Origin of the sequence: Paraburkholderia sp. BCC1884 (genome assembly GCF_900996225.1) — a bacterium.
Lineage (GTDB): Bacteria > Pseudomonadota > Gammaproteobacteria > Burkholderiales > Burkholderiaceae > Paraburkholderia.
The window spans coordinates 25,058-49,307 of the sequence record NZ_CAAJGL010000112.1; the positions used below are offsets into that span (position 1 = coordinate 25,058).

22 protein-coding genes and 2 tRNA genes are annotated in these 24,250 nt (G+C 60.9%); 21 read left to right on the top strand and 3 right to left on the bottom strand.

The window, feature by feature from the left end; genetic code table 11:
* The first annotated feature begins 133 nt into the window (after positions 1-133).
* The 3 genes from FQ705_RS25710 to FQ705_RS25720 all read left to right on the top strand — a co-directional run bounded on the left by FQ705_RS25710 (position 134) and on the right by FQ705_RS25720 (position 4,851).
* On the top strand, positions 134-2,071 hold the full coding sequence (locus FQ705_RS25710) for an MFS transporter (protein WP_144145852.1): 1,938 nt from the start codon (positions 134-136) through the stop codon (positions 2,069-2,071).
* A gap of 129 nt (positions 2,072-2,200) precedes the next feature.
* Positions 2,201-3,301, top strand: a complete 1,101-nt coding sequence (gene aroC, locus FQ705_RS25715) for a chorismate synthase (protein ID WP_144145853.1) — start codon at positions 2,201-2,203, stop codon at positions 3,299-3,301.
* Positions 3,302-3,354: 53 nt separating this feature from the next.
* Positions 3,355-4,851, top strand: coding sequence for a tetratricopeptide repeat protein (locus FQ705_RS25720; RefSeq protein ID WP_144145854.1), 1,497 nt, complete (start codon positions 3,355-3,357; stop codon positions 4,849-4,851).
* Between the two features lie 71 nt (positions 4,852-4,922).
* On the opposite strand, the gene FQ705_RS25725 is transcribed toward FQ705_RS25720, so the two are convergent.
* Positions 4,923-6,596, bottom strand: coding sequence for an electron transfer flavoprotein-ubiquinone oxidoreductase (locus FQ705_RS25725; RefSeq protein ID WP_144145855.1), 1,674 nt, complete (start codon positions 6,594-6,596; stop codon positions 4,923-4,925).
* A gap of 187 nt (positions 6,597-6,783) precedes the next feature.
* On the opposite strand from FQ705_RS25725, the gene FQ705_RS25730 reads away from it, so the two are divergent.
* Together FQ705_RS25730 and FQ705_RS25735 are read left to right on the top strand one after the other, a co-directional pair.
* Entirely contained in the window at positions 6,784-7,560 is a 777-nt protein-coding gene (locus tag FQ705_RS25730; RefSeq protein ID WP_144145856.1) for an SDR family oxidoreductase, read from the top strand.
* Positions 7,561-7,732: 172 nt separating this feature from the next.
* Positions 7,733-8,164 carry an acyl-CoA thioesterase gene (locus tag FQ705_RS25735; protein WP_144145857.1) on the top strand — a complete coding sequence of 144 codons (432 nt, stop codon included), beginning with the start codon at positions 7,733-7,735 and terminating at the stop codon, positions 8,162-8,164.
* Between the two features lie 81 nt (positions 8,165-8,245).
* On the opposite strand, the gene FQ705_RS25740 is transcribed toward FQ705_RS25735, so the two are convergent.
* Positions 8,246-8,791, bottom strand: a complete 546-nt coding sequence (locus tag FQ705_RS25740) for a LuxR C-terminal-related transcriptional regulator (RefSeq protein WP_144145858.1) — start codon at positions 8,789-8,791, stop codon at positions 8,246-8,248.
* Between the two features lie 243 nt (positions 8,792-9,034).
* On the opposite strand from FQ705_RS25740, the gene FQ705_RS25745 reads away from it, so the two are divergent.
* The 16 genes from FQ705_RS25745 to FQ705_RS25825 all read left to right on the top strand — a co-directional run bounded on the left by FQ705_RS25745 (position 9,035) and on the right by FQ705_RS25825 (position 23,451).
* Positions 9,035-9,739, top strand: a complete 705-nt coding sequence (locus FQ705_RS25745) for a CoA transferase subunit A (protein ID WP_144145859.1) — start codon at positions 9,035-9,037, stop codon at positions 9,737-9,739.
* Between the two features lie 2 nt (positions 9,740-9,741).
* Positions 9,742-10,383, top strand: coding sequence for a CoA transferase subunit B (locus FQ705_RS25750; RefSeq protein ID WP_144145860.1), 642 nt, complete (start codon positions 9,742-9,744; stop codon positions 10,381-10,383).
* A gap of 230 nt (positions 10,384-10,613) precedes the next feature.
* The gene (locus FQ705_RS25755) at positions 10,614-11,522 is read left to right on the top strand and encodes an alpha/beta fold hydrolase (protein ID WP_144145861.1); all 909 of its coding nucleotides are present in this window, start codon (positions 10,614-10,616) and stop codon (positions 11,520-11,522) included.
* Between the two features lie 105 nt (positions 11,523-11,627).
* Positions 11,628-11,981: a RidA family protein gene (locus FQ705_RS25760; protein ID WP_144145862.1), complete on the top strand. Its 354-nt coding sequence runs from the start codon at positions 11,628-11,630 to the stop codon at positions 11,979-11,981.
* Positions 11,982-12,044: 63 nt separating this feature from the next.
* Positions 12,045-14,288, top strand: a complete 2,244-nt coding sequence (locus tag FQ705_RS25765; protein WP_144145863.1) for a RelA/SpoT family protein — start codon at positions 12,045-12,047, stop codon at positions 14,286-14,288.
* A 120-nt stretch (positions 14,289-14,408) separates the two neighbouring features.
* Positions 14,409-14,485 (top strand) — tRNA-Val (locus tag FQ705_RS25770).
* Between the two features lie 251 nt (positions 14,486-14,736).
* On the top strand, positions 14,737-16,644 hold the full coding sequence (thrS, locus tag FQ705_RS25780) for a threonine--tRNA ligase (protein WP_144145864.1): 1,908 nt from the start codon (positions 14,737-14,739) through the stop codon (positions 16,642-16,644).
* Between the two features lie 49 nt (positions 16,645-16,693).
* Positions 16,694-17,218: a translation initiation factor IF-3 gene (gene infC, locus FQ705_RS25785; RefSeq protein ID WP_081935657.1), complete on the top strand. Its 525-nt coding sequence runs from the start codon at positions 16,694-16,696 to the stop codon at positions 17,216-17,218.
* A gap of 248 nt (positions 17,219-17,466) precedes the next feature.
* On the top strand, positions 17,467-17,664 hold the full coding sequence (gene rpmI, locus FQ705_RS25790; RefSeq protein WP_012433738.1) for a 50S ribosomal protein L35: 198 nt from the start codon (positions 17,467-17,469) through the stop codon (positions 17,662-17,664).
* Positions 17,665-17,693: 29 nt separating this feature from the next.
* On the top strand, positions 17,694-18,053 hold the full coding sequence (gene rplT / locus FQ705_RS25795) for a 50S ribosomal protein L20 (protein ID WP_006052502.1): 360 nt from the start codon (positions 17,694-17,696) through the stop codon (positions 18,051-18,053).
* A 158-nt stretch (positions 18,054-18,211) separates the two neighbouring features.
* Positions 18,212-19,225: a phenylalanine--tRNA ligase subunit alpha gene (pheS, locus tag FQ705_RS25800; RefSeq protein ID WP_035546916.1), complete on the top strand. Its 1,014-nt coding sequence runs from the start codon at positions 18,212-18,214 to the stop codon at positions 19,223-19,225.
* 142 nt (positions 19,226-19,367) lie between these two features.
* Positions 19,368-21,803, top strand: a complete 2,436-nt coding sequence (pheT, locus tag FQ705_RS25805; RefSeq protein ID WP_144145865.1) for a phenylalanine--tRNA ligase subunit beta — start codon at positions 19,368-19,370, stop codon at positions 21,801-21,803.
* 71 nt (positions 21,804-21,874) lie between these two features.
* The gene (locus FQ705_RS25810) at positions 21,875-22,285 is read left to right on the top strand and encodes an integration host factor subunit alpha (RefSeq protein ID WP_075301562.1); all 411 of its coding nucleotides are present in this window, start codon (positions 21,875-21,877) and stop codon (positions 22,283-22,285) included.
* Positions 22,286-22,332: 47 nt separating this feature from the next.
* A complete protein-coding gene (locus FQ705_RS25815; RefSeq protein WP_144145866.1) occupies positions 22,333-22,752 on the top strand; it encodes a MerR family transcriptional regulator in 420 nt (139 codons plus the stop codon).
* Positions 22,753-22,815: 63 nt separating this feature from the next.
* A tRNA-Pro gene (locus tag FQ705_RS25820) sits at positions 22,816-22,892 on the top strand.
* Between the two features lie 307 nt (positions 22,893-23,199).
* Positions 23,200-23,451 (top strand): hypothetical protein, encoded by a 252-nt coding sequence (locus FQ705_RS25825; protein ID WP_144145867.1) that lies wholly within the window; start codon positions 23,200-23,202, stop codon positions 23,449-23,451.
* A gap of 171 nt (positions 23,452-23,622) precedes the next feature.
* On the opposite strand, the gene FQ705_RS25830 is transcribed toward FQ705_RS25825, so the two are convergent.
* Positions 23,623-24,210 (bottom strand): acyltransferase family protein, encoded by a 588-nt coding sequence (locus tag FQ705_RS25830; RefSeq protein WP_144145868.1) that lies wholly within the window; start codon positions 24,208-24,210, stop codon positions 23,623-23,625.
* Positions 24,211-24,250: the final 40 nt, after the last annotated feature.

Consider the following 24,250-nt stretch of genomic DNA (forward strand, 5'->3'; position numbering starts at 1 on the left):
GCGCTGCTGTGAACGCGGAGATGCGGTTAGAAAAGGCGCGCGCGAAAGCGTGCGCTTTTTTTGTGTCCGCGTGCGTGTCACCGCACTTCACACTACCTTCCCTGATGCTCTTTTGCCTCGTTCTCCCCACTTCATGAGCGATCGTCCGTTACCTGCTGCCCGCCGTCCCGCCCGCCAGCGCGAGGCGCACGAATCCCAGTTCCGCCTGCTTGGCCAGCGTCGTTTTGCGCCTTTTTTCTGGACCCAGTTCCTCGGTGCGATGAACGACAACGTCTTCAAGATCGGCTTTACGTCGCTCGTGACGTATCAGGCGGCGCGTTTTTCCGGCGTCGATCCGAATACCGCGGCATTTCTGATCGCGGCGATCTTTATCCTGCCGTTCGTGTTGCTGTCGGCCACCTCGGGCCAGATCGCCGACAAGTACGACAAGGCCATGCTCACACGCTTCGTGAAAAGCTTCGAGATTGCCGTGATGCTGGTCGGCGGCGCGGGATTCTGGCTGCATAGCGCGCCGCTGCTATATCTGTGTACGTTTCTGATGGGCGTCCATTCCACGGTGTTCGGGCCGGTCAAGTATTCGTACCTGCCGCAGCATCTGTCGACGTCGGAGCTGGTCGGTGGCAACGGCATGGTGGAAATGGGTACGTTCGTGGCGATTCTGGTGGGGACGATCATCGGCGGCGTGGGTGCGGGGTTCGTCGAACATGGCGCGGTGCTGCTGGCTTGCGCCTGCATCGCAATCGCGCTGATGGGGCGCGTCGTGTCGAGCTTCGTGCCGGATACCGCGGCGCCTCAGCCCGATTTACGCATCAACTGGAATCCCTTCAGCGAGACGTGGCGCAACCTGAAGCTGGCGCACGAAAACCGCACGGTGTTTCTGAGTCTGCTCGGCATCTCCTGGCTCTGGTTCGTCGGCGCAATCTTTCTGTCGTCGTTTTTCAGCTTCGCCAAGAACGTGCTATCCGCCGATCCGGACGTGGTGACCGTGCTGCTCGGCACCTTCTCGATCGGCATTGGACTCGGTTCGTTGATGTGCGAAAAGCTCTCGAAACGGCGCATCGAAATCGGTCTGGTGCCGCTCGGTTCGATCGGCATGAGCGTGTTCGCAATCGATCTGTTCTTTGCGAGCCACACGTTGCCGCATGCGGGACATCTGCTGAGCGTCGGCGAATTCCTGATGCGTGCCGCGCACTGGCGCGTGCTGGCCGATCTGTTCCTGCTCGCCATGTTCGGCGGTTTTTACAGCGTGCCGCTCTATGCCTTGATCCAGAGCCGCAGCCAGCCGAGTCACCGGGCGCGCATCATTGCCGCAAACAATATTCTGAATTCGCTGTTCATGATCGTTTCGTCGTTGATGGCGATGGCCCTGAGCGCGGCCGGCTTCGGCATTCCGGCGATTTTCCTCGTGACCGCGCTGCTCAACATCGTGGTGGCGACCTACATCTATTCGCTAGTACCGGAATTTTTGCTGCGGTTTGTGGCATGGGTGCTCGCCCACACGTTCTACCGGATTCGCCTCGTGCATGCCGAACGGATCCCGGAAGAAGGCGGCGCCTTGCTGGTGTGCAATCACGTGAGCTTCGTGGATGCGATCGTCATCATGGCTGAAAGCCCGCGCCCGATCCGCTTTGTGATGGATCATCAGATCTTCAGATCGCCGTTCGCCGGCTGGGTGTTCCGTCACGCGAAGGCGATTCCGATCGCGCCGGCGCATCAGGACGCCCAGTTGCTCGCGCAGGCCTACGAGCGCTGCGCACAGGCGCTGGCGGAGGGCGAACTGGTCTGTATCTTTCCGGAAGGCAAGCTTACGAAAACGGGCGAAATCAGTCCGTTCCGTCACGGCGTGACCGAGATCGTCAAACGTACGCCGGCACCGGTCATTCCGATGGCGCTGCGCGGGTTGTGGGGCAGTGTGTTTTCGCGCGCCGGGCAAACACATTGGCCTCGGCCGATCCGCAAAGGCGTGATGAGCCGGCTGACGCTCGCGGTGGGGGAGCCGATCGAGCCGGCGCTCGCCACGCCCGAGTTGCTGCAGCAACTCGTCACGGAGTTGCGTGGGGCGCGCAAGTAACCGCATCGCGGCATTGCCGCGCCGCACCGTCGTGGGCTTGTCCAGAAGTCATAGGCGAGGGTGCGGCACGCGTGTGGCGCGTTCGGGCTGGCATAATAGTGCTTCCCCGCATTTCTTTGGACGACGCTCATGTCCGGCAACACCCTCGGTACGCTTTTCACTGTCACGACCTTCGGCGAATCGCATGGCCCCGCTATCGGCTGCGTGATCGACGGCTGCCCGCCGGGCATGGCGCTCAGCGAGGCCGACATCCAGTTCGAACTCGACCGCCGCAAGCCGGGCACGTCGCGCCACGTCACGCAGCGTCAGGAAGAAGACAAGGTCGAGATTCTCTCGGGCGTGTTCGAAGGCCAGACCACCGGCGCACCGATCGCGCTGCTGATCCGCAACACGGACCAGCGCAGCAAGGACTACGGCAATATCGTCGACACCTTCCGCCCGGGTCACGCCGACTACACCTACTGGCAGAAATACGGGATTCGCGACTATCGCGGCGGCGGCCGTTCCTCGGCTCGTCTGACGGCGCCCACGGTGGCGGCGGGTGCGGTCGCGAAGAAGTGGCTGCGCGAGAAATTCGGCACCGAGATTCGCGGGTACATGGCCGCGCTGGGTGAAATCGACGTGCCCTTCGTCGACTGGGCGCAAGTGCGCGAAAACCCGTTCTTCGTGCCGAACGCCGAGATCGTGCCGCGCCTGGAAGACTACATGGACGCGCTGCGTAAAGAAGGCGACTCGATTGGCGCGCGCATCAACGTGGTGGCCTCGGGCGTGCCGGTTGGGCTGGGCGAGCCGCTGTTCGACCGGCTCGACGCCGATATCGCGCATGCCATGATGGGCATCAACGCGGTGAAGGGCGTCGAGATCGGCGCGGGCTTCGCCAGCGTCGCGCAACGTGGGTCCGTGCACGGTGACGAACTGACGCCGGAAGGTTTCGTCGGCAATCACGCGGGCGGCGTGCTCGGCGGTATTTCAACTGGCCAGGATATCACGGTGTCGATCGCGATCAAGCCGACATCGAGCATTCGCACGCCGCGTCGGTCGATCGATAAAGCGGGGCAACCGGCTGTCGTCGAAACGTTTGGACGCCACGACCCGTGCGTCGGCATTCGCGCTACGCCGATCGCCGAATCGATGCTCGCGCTGGTGCTGATCGACCACGCCTTGCGCAACCGCGCGCAATGCGGCGACGTCGCGGTCAGCACGCCGAAGATTGCGGCGAGCGCGCCTTAAGGGCGTGCGTCGGCGGTGGGTATCATCGCAATGCGCGCGGCGTGTCGCCACCTATGACTGATCTGAATGTCGAGGCTGCGGTCAGCCATCTCGCGAGCCTGCGCGCTCGCTCCATGGCGCCGGACGCATCGGCGGCCGACAGTCTCGCGTTGGGCCATGCGCTGCTGCAAAGCGGTCGCGACAAACATCGACAACGGGAGGCCCTGCACGCTCTCGTTCGCGCCTATCAGATCGATGCGTCCTGCGACCCCAGGTTGCTTCACACGATTGCGCAGACGGCGTTCATCCTGCGTGATTGGGCGCTGGTGGATTCCGCCACTTCTCTCTTGCTCTCGCAAAACCCTGAAGACGCCAACGCGTTGATCTGGCGTGCGGCCGCCATTCAGCAGCGCGACGACTTCGATGCCGCGGAACGCTTGTTGCGCGAAGCCGTGCGTGTGGTGCCGGGTAATCCCGTTGCGCTTCACAAGCTGGCTTTATGTATCAAGGAGCAGGCGCGCTTTACAGAGGCAGAAGCGTTGCTTCGTCAGGCGTTGGCGTTGGCGCCCGATAACGCGCATGCCGAGTTCGATCTGTCGGAGCTCGAAATCCGCTCGGGGCGTTTCGCCGAAGGCTGGGCCCACTATGAATCGCGCGTGATATTCGCCGACGACCTGAACAACGCCCAGCACGCGCTCGCGTCGATCAGTGCGCATTGGCAAGGCGAATCGCTGGCGGGCAAAACGCTGGTTGTGTATGGCGAACAGGGCAACGGCGACTGTCTGTGGGCGGTGCGCTTTCTGCCGCTCCTCGCCGAGCGGGCACGGCGTGAGGGCGGCCGCGTGATATTCGGCCACGACGGTCCGTTGCGGCATTTGTTCGAACGCATGCTGCCAGCTGATCTGCCGCTCGAAACCAGCCTTGAAACGCGTCCCGACTTTCACTGCGGCTTGATGAGTTTGCCGCTGCGACTCGGTATCGTCGACGCTGCCAGCTGGGGCTCGCCGTACTTGAACGCTGACCCCGCTCGTGTGAGGGCGTGGAGCGAACGCGTCACGGCGCACGCGATGGCCAAACGCAACGGCGACGGCACGACTGAGCGCGGCCGACGCAAAGTCGGCCTCGTATGGAACGGCAACCCCGAGCACATCCGCGACATGCGGCGTTCAGTGCCCACCGAACAGCTGGAACCGCTGTTGACCGTGCCCGGCGTGAGCTATTTCGCGTTGTCGCCGGGGCGCGCGGAGACGGTCGCCCAGTGGCGCGCCAAAGGGCTCGACGTGATCGATCTGACCCACCACTTCAAATCGGGATTCGACGACGTCGCCGCGTTACTGGCGAATCTGGATCTGGTGGTCACGATCGACAGCGGTCCCGCGCATCTGGCGGGCGCGCTCGGCGTGCCGACCTGTCTGATGATCGATCACGTATCCGCGTGGTTCTGGGGAGATGAGTCGCCGGTGACGCCCTGGTACGACTCGATCGAACTGATTCGGCAGCCGCGCGTCGGCGACTGGGCTCCGGTCGTGGCGAAAGTGCGGAGGAGGATTGAAGCAGTGGGACGTAATTGAGTTGCAGGCCTTCGCAACAACGCGATCCTCGAGAACAGGAACGCGCGCTGCGAAGGCCTTTCAAGACGAGCTTACATATTCGGATAGTTCGGGCCGCCGCCACCTTCGGGCGTCACCCACACGATGTTCTGCGTCGGGTCTTTGATATCGCACGTCTTGCAATGCACGCAGTTCTGCGCGTTGATTACGAGGCGTTCGCTGCCGTCGTCGTTCTTCACGAACTCGTACACCGCCGCGGGGCAGTAGCGCGCTTCCGGACCGGCATAGGTCTGCCAGTTCACGTTCACCGGCACTGACGGGTCTTTCAGCGTCAGGTGAGCCGGCTGGTTCTCTTCGTGATTCGTGTTCGAGATGAACACCGACGAGAGGCGGTCGAACGTCAGCTTGCCATCGGGCTTCGGATACGTAATCGGCTTGCACTGCGACGCCGGTTTGAGCATCTCGTGATCCGAATGCTGGTGATGCAGCGTCCACGGCACATTGCCGCCCAGCAGCTTCTGCTCGATACCGACCATCAGCGTGCCGAGGTACAGGCCCTTGCTCATCCACTGCTTGAAATTGCGCGCGCGATGCAGTTCGGTGTGCAGCCACGAGGTCTTGAACGACTCCGGATACGCGGTAAGTTCATCGCTGGTGCGGCCAGCCTGCACGGCTTCGAATGCCGCATCGGCGGCCAGCATGCCGGTCTTGATCGCCGCATGCGAGCCCTTGATCCGCGATGCGTTCAGGAAGCCCGCGTCGTCGCCGACCAGCGCGCCGCCCGGGAACACCAGCTTCGGCAGCGACATCAGGCCACCGGCGGTAATCGCGCGGGCGCCATACGACACGCGCTTGCCGCCTTCGAGCACCGCGCGGATCGCAGGATGGGTCTTGTAGCGCTGGAATTCCTCGAACGGCGACAGGTACGGGTTCGTATAGCCGAGGCCGACCACGAAACCCACCACCACCTGGTTGTTGTCCATGTGATAGAGGAACGAGCCGCCGTAGGTATCGTTCTCCAGCGGCCAGCCGGCGGTGTGCATCACCAGGCCCGGCTTGTGTTTCGACGGATCGATTTCCCACAGTTCCTTGATGCCGATACCGTAGACCTGCGGATCGGCGCCTTCGCGCAGCTTGAACCTGTCGTTGAGTTGGCGACCGAGATGCCCGCGTGCGCCTTCGCAGAACAGCGTGTATTTCGCGTGCAGTTCCATGCCGAGCTGGAAGTTCTCGGTCGGCGCGCCATCCTTGCCGATGCCGAGATTGCCGGTCGCGACGCCTTTGACCGAGCCGTCGTCGTTGTAGAGGATTTCAGCGGCCGGAAAGCCTGGGAAAATCTCGACGCCCAGCGCTTCGGCCTGCTGACCCAGCCAGCGCGTGACGTTGGCCAGCGAAATCACGTAATTGCCGTGGTTCTTGAAGTTATCCGGCAGCGCCCACGTCGGCACGCTTTTCGAGCCGGTTTCGGTCAGGAACAGGAATTTGTCTTCGGTCACCGCGACGTCGAGCGGCGCGCCTTCTTCCTTCCAGTCGGGAATCAGTTCGGTGATCGCGCGCGGATCCATCACCGCGCCCGAGAGGATATGCGCCCCGATCTCCGAGCCTTTTTCCAGCACGCACACGCCCAGCTCGACGCCTTTTCCGGCGGCCAGCTGCTTCAGGCGGATCGCTGCCGACAAGCCAGCCGGGCCGCCGCCGACGATCACGACGTCGTATTCCATCGACTCGCGCGGGCCGTACTGCTCAATGAGACTTGCGGGGGTCATTGATGCTCCTCTTACCGTTAGAATGCTTTTTTCGGGATCGTATTGTGGGCGAACGATTCCCGCACTGCAACCAAATGAACAGAGATTAGCACGATCGTTCTATTTCTGTGATACGGTATCGACCCTCGGCGACGGTCTTACCGCACCTGTCAACGCATCAGTAACAACAACCGAACAAGGAACGACAATGGGCCGTTCGATCAATCTGGAAGGCAAGGTCGCGCTGATCACCGGCGCCTCGAGCGGGTTGGGAAAGCGCTTTGCGCAAGTATTGTCGCAGGCGGGTGCCAAGGTCGTGCTGGCCAGCCGCCGCACTGAGCGACTGAAGGAGTTGCGCGCCGAGATCGAGGCATCCGGCGGCGCGGCGCACGTGGTCTCGCTCGACGTCACCGACTACCAGAGCATCAAGTCGGCCGTCGCCCATGCGGAAACGGAGGCCGGCACGATCGACATCCTCGTGAACAACTCCGGCGTGTCGACCACGCAGAAACTCTCGGAAGTCACGCCGGCCGATTTCGAATACGTGTTCGACACCAACACGCGCGGCGCTTTCTTTGTCGCGCAGGAAGTCGCCAAGCGCATGATCATGCGCGGCAACAACGCGCAGAAGCCGTCGTACCGCATCATCAATATCGCGTCGATGGCGGGTTTGCGTGTGCTGCCGCAGATCGGCCTGTATTCGATGAGCAAGGCCGCCGTCGTCCACATGACCAAGGCGATGGCGCTGGAGTGGGGCAAGCACGGCATCAACGTGAACGCGATCTGTCCGGGTTATATCGATACCGAGATCAATCACCATCACTGGTCGACCGAGCAGGGGCAGAAGCTGGTGTCGATGATGCCGCGTCATCGTGTGGGCAAGCCGGAAGATCTGGACGGTCTGCTGCTGTTGCTGGCGGCGGACGAGTCGCAATTCATCAACGGCTCGGTGATCGCCGCCGACGACGGCTTCGGCCTCGCCTGATCGAGCCGCCGCGCGTGCCCGATTAGCGCACCGAAGAAGAATCTGTTTTACGCGCCGGCGCCTTCTGTCAAAAGAACGCCGGCGTTATCTTGTCGGCAGTCTTTCGAGCCGGTCCAGGCGCCGGTTCGTAACCGATTCAACCCAGTCAGAAAGCCAGTAGAGCGGAAGTAAGATGAGCGATTTTCACGCAGTTTTCGAGATGTCCATGCCGATCCGTTGGGGTGACATGGACGCGTTCGGCCATGTGAACAACACGGTCTATTTCCGCTACATGGAACAGGTGCGGATTTCCTGGTTCGAAGAACTGGGACTGGCCGGCAGCAATGCCGATGGACAAGGGCCGGTGATCGTCAACGCGTCGATGGAATTTCTCAAGCAACTGCACTATCCCGGCGACGTGATCGGCCGGATGACGGTGGCCACGCCTGGCCGTAGCAGTTTCGACACCGGTTTCGAACTCGTGCGCGCCGACGACCCCGACACCGTCTACGCCCGCGGCGCGGCGCGCTGCGTGTGGATCGACTACGCGGCCGGCAAGTCGGTGCCGGTGCCGGATTTGCTGCGTGAGACGATCGAGCGCGCTGCCCTGGTTAAAGCGGCTTAACGTCGATCCTGCCTCGCAGCCTCGCAGCCTCGCAGCCTCAGCATTCGGCTCGCGGCTCGCGGCACCCGGTTCGTGCCGTCTTCAATGCCCGAGCAGCCGCTGCAATAACTCGGTCGCATTCCCCGTATCGTATTTACGCATCAGCCGCGCCCGGTAGACATCGACCGTGCGTGGGCTGATATCCAGCACGCGTCCAATCTGCTTGCTGGTTTTACCCGTCACCAGCTGCGCGGCGATTTCCCGCTCGCGTGGCGTCAATTCGACTGCTACACGGCGCGTCGCGCTCAGATCCTCGAACGTCCAGACGCCCGCTGCATGCGGGTCGGCGCGTTGCTGCGCACGGCCCGTGACGTGGCACCAGAATAATTCCCCGTTAGCCCGCTTCATGATCCGGTCGTCGGCGTAACTGCCTTGCGCGGTCATGATCGGAGGAATCCGCGCGCCGATCCGCTCGAATTCCTCCGTCGACGGATACAGCACCTGAAACGACTGCCCGAGTAGCGCCTCGCGCGAGCAGCCGAAGATCGATGCAAGCTCGTCATTGCAATCTTCGATGATCCGCTCGCGTGACAGCACGAGCCCGATCGGAGCGAGGTGAAAGGCGGTTTGGTAATCCAGTGCGGGCATGGGTTGGAGGCAAGTACTTATGTATTTTTGCGTATTGTGCCGTATGCCGTGCGCAGCGTACTCTTTCGGGCACATGAGAACGCGGCGAAGCGGTCCGCGGCGGGTGTCGGCACGGCGCGCAGGTAAAGCCGGGCGCACGGCCCGCCGGGGATGACTAGAATGGCGTGTCGGGCTCGCGCCCGCAGAACGCCATACAGCTGCAACGATCCGGATCCGGATTTCCATAAAGGAAGGGACATACTGATGAACAAGGTCTATCCAGGCGCCGCCGAGGCGCTGAAAGACATCGTCAAGGACGGGCAGACGTTTGCCGTCGGCGGCTTCGGGCTGTGCGGCATTCCCGAGGCGCTGATCGCGGCGCTGCGCGATTCGAAGGTGCAGGGCATCACCTGCATCAGCAACAACGCGGGTGTCGACGGTTTCGGCCTCGGTCTGCTGCTGGAAACGCGCCAGGTCAAGAAGATGATCTCGTCGTACGTGGGCGAGAACAAGGAGTTCGAGCGCCAGTATCTGGCCGGCGAACTCGAACTCGAATTCACGCCGCAAGGCACGCTGGCTGAAAAGCTGCGCGCGGGCGGCTCGGGCATTCCGGCTTTTTTCACGAACACGGGCTACGGCACGCTGATCGCCGAGGGCAAGGAAACCCGTCAATTCGGCGAAAACCATTACGTGCTCGAACATTCCCTCACGGCCGACGTCGCGCTCGTCAAGGCATGGAAGGCCGACAAGTCGGGCAACCTGATCTACCGCCGCACGGCGCGCAACTTCAACCCGATGTGCGCGATGGCCGGCAAGATCACCGTCGTGGAAGTCGAAGAAATCGTCGAAGTGGGTGAACTCGACCCGGATGCGATCCACACGCCTGGTATTTTCGTGCAGCGCATCGTGCTGAATGCGAATCCGGAAAAACGCATTGAACAACGCATCGTCCGCGCGAAAGGAGATTGATCATGGCATGGACTCGTGACGAAATGGCCGCGCGCGCGGCGAAGGAATTGCAGGACGGTTTCTACGTGAACCTCGGTATCGGCCTGCCGACGCTGGTGGCCAATCACGTGCCGGCGGGCGTCGAAGTGTGGCTGCAGTCGGAAAACGGCCTGCTCGGCATCGGCCCGTCGCCGACCGAAGAGGAAGTGGATGCCGACCTCATCAATGCCGGCAAGCAGACGGTGACCACGTTGCCGGGTTCGTCGATTTTCTCGTCGGCGGACTCGTTTGCGATGATTCGCGGCGGCCACATCAACCTGGCGATTCTGGGCGCGATGCAGATCAGCAAGAAGGGCGATCTGGCCAACTGGATGATCCCGGGCAAGATGATCAAGGGCATGGGCGGCGCGATGGATCTGGTCGCGGGCGTCAAGCGCGTGGTCGTGCTGATGGAGCACGTCGCGAAGGGCGATCAGCACAAGATTCTCGAAGAATGCACGTTGCCGCTCACGGGCGTGGGCGTCGTCGATCAGATCATCACCGATCTCGGCGTGATCGAAGTGACGGCAGACGGCCTGAAGCTGACTGAGCTGGCGCCGGGCGTTTCCGTCGAGGAAATCAAGGCGAAGACGGGCGCGCCGCTCGATGTGAGCGCGGTGAGCTGAGTTCGATCTGCAGCAAGGCAGGTTCCCGAACGGGCGAGGCGTGAGTCTCGCCCGTTTTCTTTTACCAGACGCTTCTGTTGCGTGCGTTCTCAAACCGCCTTAGACCGTCCTAGGCCATCTGGCCGACTCTTGCCGTGCGGCAAAGCGGTTTACAATCGTTTGAAGATTGGACGCCTCTCTATCCCTGCCGTGCCCAGGCCGAACCCGCAGCGCTTTTGCAAGGAACCCAGATGACCGCAACCACGTCCACCGCCGGGCTGCCCGCGCCACGTCAACGTTACGTGCAGTGCGCGAGCCCCGCGGGTCTGCACCGCGTCGCTTACACCGAGTGGGGCGATCCGGCCAATCCGCGCGTGCTGCTCTGCGTACATGGCCTGACGCGTTCCGGGCGTGACTTCGGCCGGCTCGCGGCGGAATTTGCCGGTACTTATCGCGTCGTCTGTCCGGATGTAGTGGGGCGGGGCTTGTCTTCGTGGCTTGCCAACCCCAACTTCTATGGCGTGCCGCAATACGTCGCCGACATGGTCACGCTGATCGCGCGTCTGAACGTCGAAACGGTCGACTGGTTCGGTACGTCCATGGGCGGCCTGATCGGGCTCGCATTCGCCGGTTTGCCCGGCACGCCGATCCGCAAGCTGCTGCTCAACGACGTCGGCCCGCATCTGGAGCCGGCGGCGGTACAGCGCATCGGCGATTATCTCGGCAAGCCGGCCGAGTTCGATACCTTGCGTGAAGGGATCAACTACGCGGCCATGCTGGCTCGAACGTTCGGCCCGCTCACCACGGACGAATGGCGCGAAATCAATACGCCCTTGCTTCACGAACAGAACGGCAAGTGGGTGTTCCGGTACGACCCGCGTATCGCGCAGCCGTTTGCCGCGACCACCGAGGAAGCCACGAAACTCGGCGAAGCCACGCTGTGGCATTCGCTGGCCACGTTTCAGGGGCCGGTGCTGGTGGTGCGCGGCGAACAGTCCGATCTGCTTTCGCGCGAGACCGTCGCGAAGATGATGGAGGCAGGGCAGGCCGTGTCGAGTGCGGAAATTGCCGGTGTGGGACATGCGCCGGCGTTCCTGTCGGCGGATCAGATCGAGTTGGCGCGGCAGTTCTTTATCAGGCCGGCCGCCGACGCGTCATAATATGCAGTTCCGCGCGGCAGGCCTCGGGTATTCCCAGAATATCGCTGACAGAGCGCCACGCGGAACGCATCTCGAATCAATTTTCAACTCATCTCAGGATTTTCCATGGCAGTCATTCGTCATCACGTCGGCAAGCGTCTCTCGGAAACCGCTGTGCACAATGGCACGGTGTACCTCGCGGGGCAGATCGCGGAAGACGCGGATCAGGACATCGCGGGTCAAACGCGCGAAGTGCTCGGCCACATCGACCGTCTGCTGGCTGAAGTGAACAGCGACAAGGCGCACTTGCTGTCCGTGCAGATCTACATCTCGGACATGGTGCATTTCGCCGGCATGAACGCGGTTTGGGACGAGTGGGTGGCGCAGGGCGACACACCGCCGCGCGCGACCGTCGAGGCCAAGCTGGCGAACCCGAAGTGCCTGGTCGAAATCGTCGTGGTCGCGGCACAGCGCAGCTGAGTCGCCAACCGCATTGGTCGTTGAACTTCCCTTGATTCGTCTGGCCCGGTGGGCCGTCGCACCATGAATACCGAAATCGTTACGAGCACGCCGAGCCCCATCCCTTCCTTCGACGAAGCGATGGCGTTCGTGCGCAAGCATGCGGGCGAGGTGCGGCTGTCATCGGGTGAGTTGCTGGCGGATCACGCGTTGGGCACGGCGTCGATCATGCTCACGCTCAATGTCGATCCTCCGGCGGTGCTGGCGGCGGCACTGTTTGCGCTGACGCCGCATCTGCAGGACCCGGAGCGCGTGATCGCCGACAACTTCGGGGAAGAAGTCGCGCAACTCGTGGGCGACGTGCGCAAGCTGCTGCGCCTCGGCACGGTGAGCTTGCGCGCCGCGCAGAATGCAATACCCGAAGCTGGACGTGACGCACAGGCCGCGCGTCGCGCGCAGGTCGAAGCGCTGCGCAAGATGCTGCTCGCGTTCGCGCAGGATATTCGCGTAGTGTTGATCCGGCTCGCGTCGCGACTGCAATCCATGCGGTATTACGCGGCGCAGAAGATCACGCCGTCGCCGGATGTGGCGCGCGAGACGCTCGATATTTACGCGCCGCTCGCCAACCGCCTGGGCATCTGGCAATTGAAGTGGGAACTCGAAGATCTCGCGTTGCGCTTTGAAGAGCCGGTCACCTACAAGCGCATTGCCAGGCTGCTCGACGAGAAACGTGTCGAACGCGAAAGCTATGTCGCGCAGGCGATCGAACGTCTGCAACGGGAGCTGGCCGCAGCGAATATTCGCGCTGAGGTGAGCGGCCGGCCGAAACACATCTACAGCATCTGGCGCAAGATGCAGGGCAAGGAGCTGGACTTTGCCGAGTTGTACGACGTGCGGGCGTTTCGCGTGATCGTGCCGGACATCAAGGATTGCTACACCGTGCTTGGGATCGTGCACAACCTGTGGCAACCGGTGCCCCGGGAGTTCGACGATTACATTTCGCGGCCCAAGCCGAATGGCTACAAGTCGCTGCACACCGTCGTGATCGGCGACGACGGCCGCGCTTTCGAAGTACAGATCCGTACGCAGGAGATGCATCAGTTCGCCGAATACGGCGTGGCCGCGCACTGGCGTTATAAGGAAGCGGGTGCGCGCGGTTACGGTGGCCAGTTCGCCGCGAACGAGAAGTACGACGAGAAGATCGCGTGGCTGCGTCAGTTGCTCGCGTGGAAAGACGAAGTCACCGAAGGCGAGCACGGCGAAAAGCGTGCGGCCCAGCCGTGGGAGCAATTGCGTCAGGCCACGCTCGACGACGACCACATCTACGTGCTGACGCCGCAGGCGCGCGTGATTCCGTTGCCGCACGGCGCCACGCCCGTCGATTTCGCGTATCACCTGCATAGCGAGTTGGGCCACCGCTGCCGCGGTGCGCGTGTGGATGGCGCGATGGTGCCGCTCAACACGCAGTTGCAAAACGGGCAGACGGTCGAGATCGTCGCGGTGAAGGAGGGCGGTCCGTCGCGCGACTGGCTCAATCCGCAGTTGGGTTATTTGCAGAGTCCGCGTGCGCGGCAGAAAGTGCGCGCATGGTTCAACGCCGTGGAAGTGCAGGAGCACATTGCCAACGGCCGTGCGATGGTCGAAAAGACCTTGCAGCGTGAGGGCAAGACCTCGGTCAATCTGGATCAGCTTGCCGCGAAGCTGGGCTTCAGGACGACCGACGATCTGTTCTCGGTAGTGGGCAAGGAAGAGTTCAGCTTGCGGCTCGTCGAACAGGCTTTGCACGATGCGCCGCCGCCGGAGCCCGTGGTCGAAGCGCCGGAGCAGTTCGAAAAGCGCAGTAGCGGCGCGAGCGTGGCGCGCGGCGCGTCGACGGGTGTGCTGGTGGTGGGCGTCGACGCATTGCTCACGCAGCTCGCGCGCTGCTGCCGGCCGGCGCCGCCTGACGATATCAGCGGGTTCGTCACGCGCGGCAAAGGCATGTCGATTCACCGCAGCGATTGCCCGACGTTCGTGCGCATGGCCGAGCGCGCGCCGGAGCGCGTGTTGCAAACGGCGTGGTCGGCGGATGTGATGAGCGGTCGCGGTCAATCGGTTTATCCGGTCGACCTGAGTATCGAAGCAACCGACCGGCAAGGTCTGCTGCGCGATATCTCCGAAGTTTTTGCGCGCGAGAAAATGAACGTGATCGGCGTGAAGACGCAGTCGCGTCGCAACACCGCGTTCATGCAATTTACCGTCGAGGTGTCGAGCGCGGCGCAGATTCAGCGTGCGTGTACGGTGCTCGGTGAGGTGGTGGGTGTGGTGCGCGCTTCGCGCAAGAGTTGAGGCGCGGGTGGTGTCGTGTTTGTTGTCGCGGGTGTTGCCGCGTACGTCGGTAGAAATTTAAAGCCGGTGCATAAAAGTACTTGCCAAGCAGTGTGGCGCTCCATATAATCTCGTTTCTTCAGGCTCGTAGCTCAGCTGGTTAGAGCACCACCTTGACATGGTGGGGGTCGTTGGTTCGAGTCCAATCGAGCCTACCAACGAAAGAGAAATTCCGGTTCTGCCGGGGTTTCGCAAACTGCAGTAAGCGCCTTTGGCGCAAAAGGCGAATACGGTTATGACACCGCGAACGTTGACCGAGATTACTTCGGAGCGACGCTAGTCGAGGACCACTTTCGCCAATGTAGTTTGCAGGAAATGTGAATGCGGCCCCTCGAAAGCGGGGCCGCATTTTTTTTGGCTTGTTTGATGGTTGTATGTGCCGCCGCCGGTCGGCACCACGGAGAACGCAATGGTTTCGATACGTCTGCCCGATGGATCTGTTCGACAGTACGAGCATCCGGTGACCGTCGCCGAAGTGGCCGCCTCGATCGGCCCCGGTCTCGCGAAGGCCGCGCTCGGCGGCAAGATCGACGGCGAGCTCGTCGATACGTCTGCGCTGATCGACCATGACGTGGCGCTTGCCATCGTCACGGAGAAAGACGCGGACGGCCTCGATATCATCCGTCACTCCACGGCGCATTTGCTCGCGTACGCGGTGAAGGATCTGTTCCCGGAAGCGCAGGTCACGATCGGTCCGGTGATCGACAACGGCTTCTACTACGACTTCGCGTACAGCCGTCCTTTCACGCCGGAAGATCTGGAAAAGATCGAAAAGCGCATGCAGGAAATCGCGAAGAAAGACGAACCGGTTTCACGCCGCGTCGTGTCGCGCGAAGAGGCGGTGGATTACTTCAGGAGCATCGGCGAAAAGTACAAGGCCGAGATCATCGAATCGATTCCGTCAAGCGACGATATCAAGCTGTACTCGCATGGTGGTTTCACCGATCTGTGCCGCGGCCCGCACGTGCCGTCCACGGGCAAGCTGAAAGTCTTCAAGCTGATGAAGGTGGCTGGCGCCTACTGGCGTGGCGATTCGAAGAACGAACAGTTGCAGCGCATTTACGGTACGGCCTGGATCAAGAAAGAGGACCAGGAAGCGTATCTGCACATGCTCGAAGAAGCGGAGAAGCGTGATCACCGCAAGCTCGGCAAGCAACTCGACCTGTTCCACATGCAGGACGAATCGCCGGGCATGGTGTTCTGGCATCCGCGCGGCTGGACGCTATGGCAGCAGGTCGAGCAGTACATGCGCCGTCGCGTGAACGACGCCGGTTACCTCGAAATCAAGACGCCGATGATCATGGACCGTTCGCTGTGGGAAGCGTCGGGCCACTGGCAGAACTATCGTGAAAACATGTTCACGACGGAATCGGAAAAGCGCGACTACGCGATCAAGCCGATGAACTGCCCGGGTCATGTGCAGGTGTTCAATCACGGTCTGCGTTCGTATCGCGATCTGCCGTTGCGTTACGCCGAATTCGGCTCGTGCCACCGCAATGAATCGTCGGGTGCGTTGCATGGTCTGATGCGCGTGCGTGGTTTCGTGCAGGACGACGCGCACATTTTCTGTACCGAAGACCAGTTCATCAGCGAATCGATCGCGTTCAACACGCTGGCGATGAGCGTCTACAAGGACTTCGGTTTCGACAACGTCGAGATCAAGCTGTCGCTGCGCCCGGATGCGCGCGCCGGCACGGACGAAACGTGGGATCGCGCCGAGCAAGGTCTGCGTGAAGCGCTGACGGCGTGCGGCGTAACGTGGGAAGAGCTGCCGGGCGAGGGCGCTTTCTATGGTCCGAAGGTCGAATATCACATCAAGGACGCGCTCGGCCGCTCGTGGCAGTGCGGCACGTTGCAACTCGATATGGTGCTTCCGGAGCGCCTTGGCGCCGAGTATGTCGCCGAGGATAACAGCCGTCGCCGGCCGATCATGTTGCACCGGGCAATCGTCGGATCAATGGAGCGATTCCTCGGTATTCTGATCGAGCACCATGCTGGTGCAATGCCGTCCTGGCTCGCTCCGATGCAGGTTGTCGTGATGAATATCGCGGAAAGTCAGACCGAATATGCGCGGTCCCTAGCCCAATCGTTGCAAAAACAAGGGGTTAGAGTAGAAGCCGATTTGCGCAACGAGAAGATTAGCTATAAAATACGTGAGCACACGCTGGAAAAGGTGCCGTACCTGCTTGTTGTCGGCGACAAAGAGCGTGAAGCCCAAACGGTAGCCGTGCGTGCCCGTGGCGGTGTCGATCTAGGCGTGATGCCTCTCGATACCTTCATTGAGCGTCTGCGCCATGATGTGCAGTCGTTCAACTGAGCCACTTGGCAGCCCGGCTCGTTTTTTTAAATTTTAGAGGAAACGTAACATCGCTACTGATAAGTCTGCGCACCGCATCAACGGTGAAATTACAGCACCCGAGGTGCGTCTGGTCGGCGTCGAAAACGAACCGCTCGGCATTGTGAAACTCGCTGATGCGTTCCGCATGTCGGAACAGCAGGACGTGGATCTGGTCGAAATCGCTCCGCAAGCGGTTCCGCCGGTTTGCCGCTTGATGGACTACGGCAAGTTCAAGTACTCGGAAGCGAAGAAGCAACACGAGGCCAAGCTCAAGCAGAAAATCGTCCAGGTCAAGGAAGTCAAATTCCGACCGGGTACTGATGACGGCGACTACAACGTCAAGCTGCGCAATCTCATTCGCTTTCTCGACGACGGCGACAAGACGAAAATCACGTTACGTTTCCGTGGCCGCGAAATGGCTCACCAGGAAATCGGTATGCGCGTGCTTGAGCGCCTGCGCACGGACCTTGACGAAGTCGGTCAGGTCGAGCAGATGCCCAAAATGGAAGGGCGCCAGATGATCATGGTGATCGCTCCGAAGAAAAAGAAGTAAGAAACTGGAGCAGCGGCGTGCCGTGTGGCGCGCGCTCTGGTGGTGAAGGTTTGAAACGATGCTGGGCCGGGTGTCCGGTGCGGCATCGGCAGGTTTCGGAACGGCGCGCATGCAAATGCGCGTCGATTCCTGAAAAGCGACCGCCGGCACGTTGGGCGGTCTGCATACCAAGTGGAATGGGTTTCGAAGGGCGGGTAATGGCCATCTGGCCGACCGCACACCCATATCCATCTAATAATGGAGTTGTCATGCCGAAGATGAAGACCAAGAAGAGTGCTGCAAAGCGCTTCGTGGTGCGTCCGGGCGGTACCGTCAAGCGCGGTCAAGCCTTCAAGCGCCACATTCTTACCAAGAAAACCACCAAGAACAAACGCCATTTGCGCGGTTCGACGGCAGTTCATGATGCAGATATGAACTCCGTGCGCGCAATGTTGCCGTTCGCTTAACCCTTAACCGAAACTCATAGGAGCAAGACATGCCTCGAGTAAAACGTGGGGTTACCGCACGGGCCCGTCACAAGAAGATCATCAAGCTGGCCAAGGGTTACCGCGGCCGTCGCAATAACGTCTATCGCATCGCCAAGCAGGCGGTCATGCGCGCAGGCCAATACGCCTATCGCGATCGCCGCAACAAGAAGCGTGTGTTCCGTGCATTGTGGATCACGCGTATCAACGCGGCGGTGCGTCAGCACGACATGACGTACAGCGTGTTCATCAACGGCCTGAAGAAGGCTTCGATCGAACTCGACCGCAAGGTGCTGGCCGACATGGCTGTGTTCGACAAGGCTGCTTTTGCTGCGATCGTTCAGCAGGTGAAAGCCGCCGTTGCAGCCTGATTGCGCTTCTGGCAATTAACACTGCGTGGTTCGTTGTAGCGAACATCCGGTAGTCGCGGTGACGCTGCAGCAAAAACGGGGCTCCTCACCGAGCCCCGTTTTTGTTGGTAGAACCAGTTTTGCTTCGATTGAACACTGACGTTGAAATGATGGGATCAATGGATCTGGACCAGATTGTCGCCGACGCGCAAAAAGCCTTCGCAGAAGCCTCCGACGTCACCACCCTCGAGAACGAGAAAGCCCGCTTTCTTGGTAAATCGGGTGCGCTGACCGAGCTGTTGAAGGGCCTTGGCAAACTCGATCCCGAAACGCGCAAGACCGAAGGCGCACGGATCAACCTCGTCAAGCAACAAGTGGAAGCCGCGTTGACGGCGCGCCGTCAGGCATTGGCCGACGCGTTGCTGAATCAGCGCCTCGCCGCTGAAGCCATCGACGTCACGTTGCCCGGTCGCGGCACCGGCGCCGGCAGCCTGCACCCGGTGATGCGTACGTGGGAGCGCGTCGAACAGATTTTCCGGTCGATTGGATTCGACGTGGCCGACGGCCCCGAAATCGAAACCGACTGGTACAACTTCACCTCGCTGAACAGCCCGGAAAACCATCCGGCGCGTTCCATGCAGGACACCTTCTACGTCGACGGCAAAGATGCCGACGGCCGCCAACTGCTGCTGCGCACCCACACCAGCCCGATGCAGGTGCGCTACGCGCGTACCAACACGCCGCCTATCAAGGTAATCGTGCCGGGCCGCACGTACCGCGTGGACAGCGACGCGACGCATTCGCCGATGTTCAACCAGGTCGAAGGCCTGTGGATCGACGAGAACATCAGCTTCGCGGACCTGAAGGGCGTCTACACCGACTTCCTCAAGAAATTCTTCGAGCGCGACGACATTCTCGTGCGCTTCCGTCCGTCGTATTTTCCGTTCACCGAACCGTCGGCTGAGATCGACATGCTGTTCGAAACGGGCAAGAACGCCGGCAAGTGGCTCGAAATTTCTGGCTCCGGCCAGGTTCACCCCACGGTGATCCGCAACATGGGCCTCGACCCCGAGCGTTACATCGGCTTCGCCTTCGGCAGCGGCCTCGAGCGGCTCACGATGTTGCGTTACGGCGTGCAAGACCTGCGTCTGTTCTTCGAAAACGACCTGCGTTTCCTGCGTCAATTCGCCTGAACCGGCGCGGTCGAACGCGACAAGCCTCAAGTGCGGCACTGCGTGCAGTGCCGCCTGCAGCGTCCCCGGTAGTGCGCACAGTTGCATCGAACGCAAGCACCGCCGGACGTGGACCTAACCTGATCAGAACGTACACAGAACCATGCAATTCCCGGAATCCTGGCTGAGAACCTTTGTCGATCCGCAACTGACGACCGATCAACTGTCGCACGCGTTGACGATGGCGGGTCTCGAAGTCGAAGACCTGCGGCCGGTCGCGCCGCCGACCTCGAAGATCGTCGTCGGCCAGGTGCTGGAAGTCGTCAAGCACCCGGACGCGGACAAGCTCAACGTGTGTCAGGTCGACGCCGGCACGGGCACGACGCTGAACATCGTGTGCGGTGCGCCCAACGTGGCGCCGGGCATCAAGGTGCCCGTCGCGCTGGTGGGCGCGGAACTGCCGCCGGCTGAAGAGGGCGGCACGCCGTTCGCGATCAGGCTCTCGAAGCTACGTGGCGTGGAAAGCCAGGGCATGTTGTGCTCGGCACGCGAACTCAAGCTCTCGGAAGATCATAGCGGCCTGATGATCCTGCCGGAAGATACGCCGATCGGCCAGGACATTCGCGAGACGTTGAATCTCGACGACACCGTTTTCGAAATCAAGCTGACGCCGAACAAGGCTGACTGCCTCTCGGTGTTCGGGGTGGCGCGCGAGACGTCGGCGATCACGGGCGCGCCGCTGCGTCCGCTCGAGATCAAGCCGGTCGAAGTGAAGCTCACTGAAACGTTGCCCGTGAAAATTTCGGCGCCTGATCTGTGCGGCCGTTTCTCGGGCCGCGTGATTCGCGGCGTGAACGCACGCGCGAAGTCGCCGCAATGGATGGTTGAGCGTCTGGAGCGCTCGGGTCAGCGCAGCATCTCGGCACTGGTCGATATCTCGAACTATGTGATGCTCGAACTCGGCCGGCCGTCGCACGTGTTCGATCTGGACAAGATCCACGGCGGCATGGACGTGCGCTGGGGCCGCAAGGGCGAAACGCTCAAGCTGCTGAACGGCAACACCGTCGAGCTCGATGAAACCGTTGGCGTGATCGCGGACGAGCAGCACATCGAAAGCCTCGCGGGCATCATGGGCGGCGACAGCACCGCCGTCACGCTCGACACCACCAACATCTATCTGGAAGCCGCGTTCTGGTGGCCGGATAGCATTCGTGGCCGCTCGCGCAAGTACAACTTCTCGACCGATGCCGGCCATCGCTTTGAACGTGGCGTCGACTACGCGACGACCGTCGATCACATCGAACGCATCACACGGCTGATTCTCGACATCTGCGGCGGCGAAGCTGGCCCGGTCGACGATCAGATCGTCAACGTGCCCAGGCGCGAGCCGGTGACCATGCGCGTGTCGCGAGCGAACCGCATCATCGGTGTGAAGATCAGTGCTGATGAAATCGCGCAGATCTTCACGCGTCTCGGTCTCACGTTCGAACGTGGCGAAGACACGTTCTCGGTGACGCCGCCGTCGTACCGTTTCGACATCGAAATCGAAGAAGACCTGATCGAAGAAGTCGCGCGCATCTACGGCTTCGAAAAGATCCCGGCACGCCCGCCGGTCGCCACGAGCGAGATGCTGGCGACCAACGAAACGCAGCGTTCGATTCACGTGATTCGCCACGCGCTCGCCGCGCGCGATTACGCGGAGACGGTCAACTTCAGTTTCGTCGACGCGGCGTGGGAGCAGGATTTCGCCGGCAACGACAAGCCGGTACGTCTGCTGAATCCGATCGCAAGCCAGTTGTCGGTCATGCGCACTACGCTGTTCGGCAGCCTGATCGAAGTGCTGCGCACGAACCTGAATCGCCGCGCAGCGGATCGTGTGCGCGTGTTCGAAGCGGGTCGCGTGTTCCTGCATGATCCGTCGATCAAGGCCGGCGAATTGACGGTCGAAGGTTTCGCGCAGCCGAAGATGCTGGGTGGCCTCGCTTACGGTCCGGTACAGGACGAGCAGTGGGGCGCTTCCACCCGCGCGGTCGATTATTTCGACGTGAAAGGCGATCTCGAAGCGGTGCTCGCGCCGGCCGTGGCACGTTTCGTGAAAGCGGAGCATCCGGCGTTGCATCCGGGACGCAGCGCGCGCATCGAACTGAATGGCCGTGCAGTGGGCTGGATTGGCGAATTGCATCCGCGCTGGATGCAGAAATATGATTTGCCGCATGCGCCGATTCTGTTTGAAATCGAAGCAGAAGCATTAATGCAGCGTGTATTGCCGATTCCGTCGGAAGTATCTAAATTCCCGCCGGTACGGCGCGATATTGCGCTTGTCGTCGATCAGAAAATCGAGGTTCAGGCACTGCTGGACGAGCTGCAGAAGGCCCAGTCCGAGCCGGCTTGCAAGACCGTTCAGAAGGTTGCGCTTTTCGACGAATTCCGTCCAAAATCAAACACTTCCGGTGGCCTGGCCACTCACGAGAAAAGCCTTGCGTTCCGTGTGACCTTGCAAGATACTGGCGGGACCCTTCAGGATGAAACGGTCGATCTGGCCATTCAAACTCTGGTGGAACGTCTGGCTCGAGTATATGGCGCACGGTTGCGCGGATAACCCGCATTTAACAATTGCACGGCTGTTTCCGCATCCTTTGTTTTTTGCTTGGCGCGCCATTTGATAGATATATGAATGAAATGAACTCGAGTGATTTCGAAGCCCTTCTTACGGCGCAACGCAGCGCCATGATTCGCGATATTCCGACATCACCCGCCGTCGTTTCCACTGAAACGCCGACGCTCACCAAAGCGGAACTTGCCGAGTTGCTGTTCGACAATGTCGGGCTCAACAAGCGGGAAGCGAAAGACATGGTCGAAGCGTTTTTCGAGGTGATCCGCGACGCGTTGGAGAGCGGCGACAGCGTGAAGTTGTCGGGGTTCGGCAACTTCCAGTTGCGCGACAAACCCCAGCGTCCCGGCAGAAACCCGAAAACCGGCGAGGCGATTCCGATCGCCGCGCGCCGCGTGGTGACGTTCCATGCAAGTCAAAAGCTGAAGGCGCTCGTTGAGAACGGCGCTGAAGCGAGCTTCGCGCGCTGATTGACTGGCGCGTTCCTGCGCAACCCAACAAGACGGCCTAACTGACGATGACAGCGACGATCGAAAAAGTCGTCTTGCCTCCGATTCCGGCGAAGCGCTACTTCACGATTGGTGAGGTCAGCGAACTATGCGGTGTGAAGCCGCATGTGCTGCGCTATTGGGAACAGGAATTCACGCAGTTGAGGCCGGTCAAGCGGCGCGGCAATCGTCGCTACTACCAGCACCACGAGGTGCTGCTGATCCGGCGGATTCGGGAGTTGCTGTACGAGCAGGGCTTCACGATCAACGGCGCACGCAATCGGCTCGATTCGCACGGTGGCGGCGCGCATGGAGCGTCGGGCGAGCCGGTTGAAGAAGGCGAGGGCACTGCAGCACTCACATCGGCGGAGACGGCAAACACCGCGTCGGTAGACGTCGAACAATTGCGCACGGAATTGCTGAACGTGATCGATTTGTTGGGCCACTAGACTGTTTTGTTCGCGCAGAGCGGTTCTAATCGAATGAAGTGTCTGTTATAATTTTGCACTGTTCGGGGCGTAGCGCAGCCTGGTAGCGCACACGCCTGGGGGGCGTGTGGTCGGAGGTTCAAATCCTCTCGCCCCGACCAAAGAAATCAAGGCCTTACAAGCAATGCTTGTAAGGCCTTTTTCGTTTTCTCCTGCCGTCCATTGTTCCCAACCGTTTCGTTTCGCTCACCCCGCCGTTCCGGATTACCAACGCTGCAGTCTCACAGCGGGGCCTCGACTCGTCCAGACACTTCCGTCTGCATATGGACGAGCACCAGGGTTAGTACGGAATTCAACAACATTCTTTTGTCCCGGCAGCGCTTCATTTCGAGTCGCCTTCGCCATAGACTGGCTTCACTGAAACGCAAACAGGTGTTTGCGAAACAACACAGTCTGGAGGTAGTCACCATGAAACTCGTTCAATCGTTCATCGTCGCAGCGGCTCTCGCAATCCCGGCTGTCTCGTCTTTCGCTCAATCGAATCCGTCGGTGAACCCGGCTACGGATTTCGGCGGTGTGGTCGATGGCACGTCGGCGTCCGGCGCCCATCAGCGGCTGCATGCATTTGACTCCAGCGTCTTGCGGGTAGGCCACAAAATTCAAGGTTCGATCCGTCCGGATGCAAACCATGGGATGAAGCCGCTGTACTTCGGCTCGTAATCAGCGGGACCGAGGTTGCAACAGGCTAGGGCTGGCCGGATAAAAGACTGGCGCCAACGCGATCTGTCGAGGCAACACCCAAAAAAACGCGCAGACTTGTCTGCGCGTTTTTGCTTCGTCCAGATTTGCGTGTTGAAAATCTCAACCGTCCATGCAATCTCATCCTGCCGGTTAGGCAACTGTTCTCGGGTCGGCCGTCCACTGATTGGACCGGCGAGTCAACCACCGACCCGCTGCGCGACTCAGCGGTCGCTCAAGCAAACGGTGACAGGCGAGGCCCACGAAAATCGAGGCAAGCACCACCGCCAGATAGACGATATCGCCAGGCAATCCATGCTGCCGGTCGGCCATCTGGATCAGCTTCAGACCGAACGGAAGCGTGAGAACGTGCGTCAGATAAATGGAATACGACGCATCGCCCAACATGCTGAGAAATCTGCTCCAGCGAATTTTCGTTTCCAGTGCGAGAGCGACAACGACGATCGCCAGCGCCGGCAGTCCGACCACAATGGGCCGATTGGCCACCGTCAGCGTGGGTGCATATAGCGTTCTGAACGCAATGACGCTAAACAGCACGACGAGTGCAGTCGATAGCGAAATCTGCTTTCCTCTCGCGTAGTAAGTGCCCACGCAGCACCCCGCGACGAACTCGAGAACAATCGGGTTCGTGTAGAAGAGAAATGGAACACTTGAGCCGTGCGCGAACTGCAGGATCGAAGTGAAGCCAAGAAATACCGCGACGGGAAAGGTTTCAGCAATTAAGCATTTTTAATTGCGCCACAAGGTATTAATGGCCTTG

Excerpts from the sequence above, each read along its gene's own strand:
- FQ705_RS25710 (WP_144145852.1), top strand. The coding sequence starts at position 134 with ATGAGCGATCGTCCGTTACCTGCTGCCCGCCGTCCCGCCCGCCAGCGC.
- aroC (WP_144145853.1), top strand. The coding sequence starts at position 2,201 with ATGTCCGGCAACACCCTCGGTACGCTTTTCACTGTCACGACCTTCGGC.
- FQ705_RS25720 (WP_144145854.1), top strand. The coding sequence starts at position 3,355 with ATGACTGATCTGAATGTCGAGGCTGCGGTCAGCCATCTCGCGAGCCTG.
- FQ705_RS25725 (WP_144145855.1), bottom strand. The coding sequence starts at position 6,596 with ATGACCCCCGCAAGTCTCATTGAGCAGTACGGCCCGCGCGAGTCGATG.
- FQ705_RS25730 (WP_144145856.1), top strand. The coding sequence starts at position 6,784 with ATGGGCCGTTCGATCAATCTGGAAGGCAAGGTCGCGCTGATCACCGGC.
- FQ705_RS25735 (WP_144145857.1), top strand. The coding sequence starts at position 7,733 with ATGAGCGATTTTCACGCAGTTTTCGAGATGTCCATGCCGATCCGTTGG.
- FQ705_RS25740 (WP_144145858.1), bottom strand. The coding sequence starts at position 8,791 with ATGCCCGCACTGGATTACCAAACCGCCTTTCACCTCGCTCCGATCGGG.
- FQ705_RS25745 (WP_144145859.1), top strand. The coding sequence starts at position 9,035 with ATGAACAAGGTCTATCCAGGCGCCGCCGAGGCGCTGAAAGACATCGTC.
- FQ705_RS25750 (WP_144145860.1), top strand. The coding sequence starts at position 9,742 with ATGGCATGGACTCGTGACGAAATGGCCGCGCGCGCGGCGAAGGAATTG.
- FQ705_RS25755 (WP_144145861.1), top strand. The coding sequence starts at position 10,614 with ATGACCGCAACCACGTCCACCGCCGGGCTGCCCGCGCCACGTCAACGT.
- FQ705_RS25760 (WP_144145862.1), top strand. The coding sequence starts at position 11,628 with ATGGCAGTCATTCGTCATCACGTCGGCAAGCGTCTCTCGGAAACCGCT.
- FQ705_RS25765 (WP_144145863.1), top strand. The coding sequence starts at position 12,045 with ATGAATACCGAAATCGTTACGAGCACGCCGAGCCCCATCCCTTCCTTC.
- thrS (WP_144145864.1), top strand. The coding sequence starts at position 14,737 with ATGGTTTCGATACGTCTGCCCGATGGATCTGTTCGACAGTACGAGCAT.
- rpmI (WP_012433738.1), top strand. The coding sequence starts at position 17,467 with ATGCCGAAGATGAAGACCAAGAAGAGTGCTGCAAAGCGCTTCGTGGTG.
- rplT (WP_006052502.1), top strand. The coding sequence starts at position 17,694 with ATGCCTCGAGTAAAACGTGGGGTTACCGCACGGGCCCGTCACAAGAAG.
- pheS (WP_035546916.1), top strand. The coding sequence starts at position 18,212 with ATGGATCTGGACCAGATTGTCGCCGACGCGCAAAAAGCCTTCGCAGAA.
- pheT (WP_144145865.1), top strand. The coding sequence starts at position 19,368 with ATGCAATTCCCGGAATCCTGGCTGAGAACCTTTGTCGATCCGCAACTG.
- FQ705_RS25810 (WP_075301562.1), top strand. The coding sequence starts at position 21,875 with ATGAATGAAATGAACTCGAGTGATTTCGAAGCCCTTCTTACGGCGCAA.
- FQ705_RS25815 (WP_144145866.1), top strand. The coding sequence starts at position 22,333 with ATGACAGCGACGATCGAAAAAGTCGTCTTGCCTCCGATTCCGGCGAAG.
- FQ705_RS25825 (WP_144145867.1), top strand. The coding sequence starts at position 23,200 with ATGAAACTCGTTCAATCGTTCATCGTCGCAGCGGCTCTCGCAATCCCG.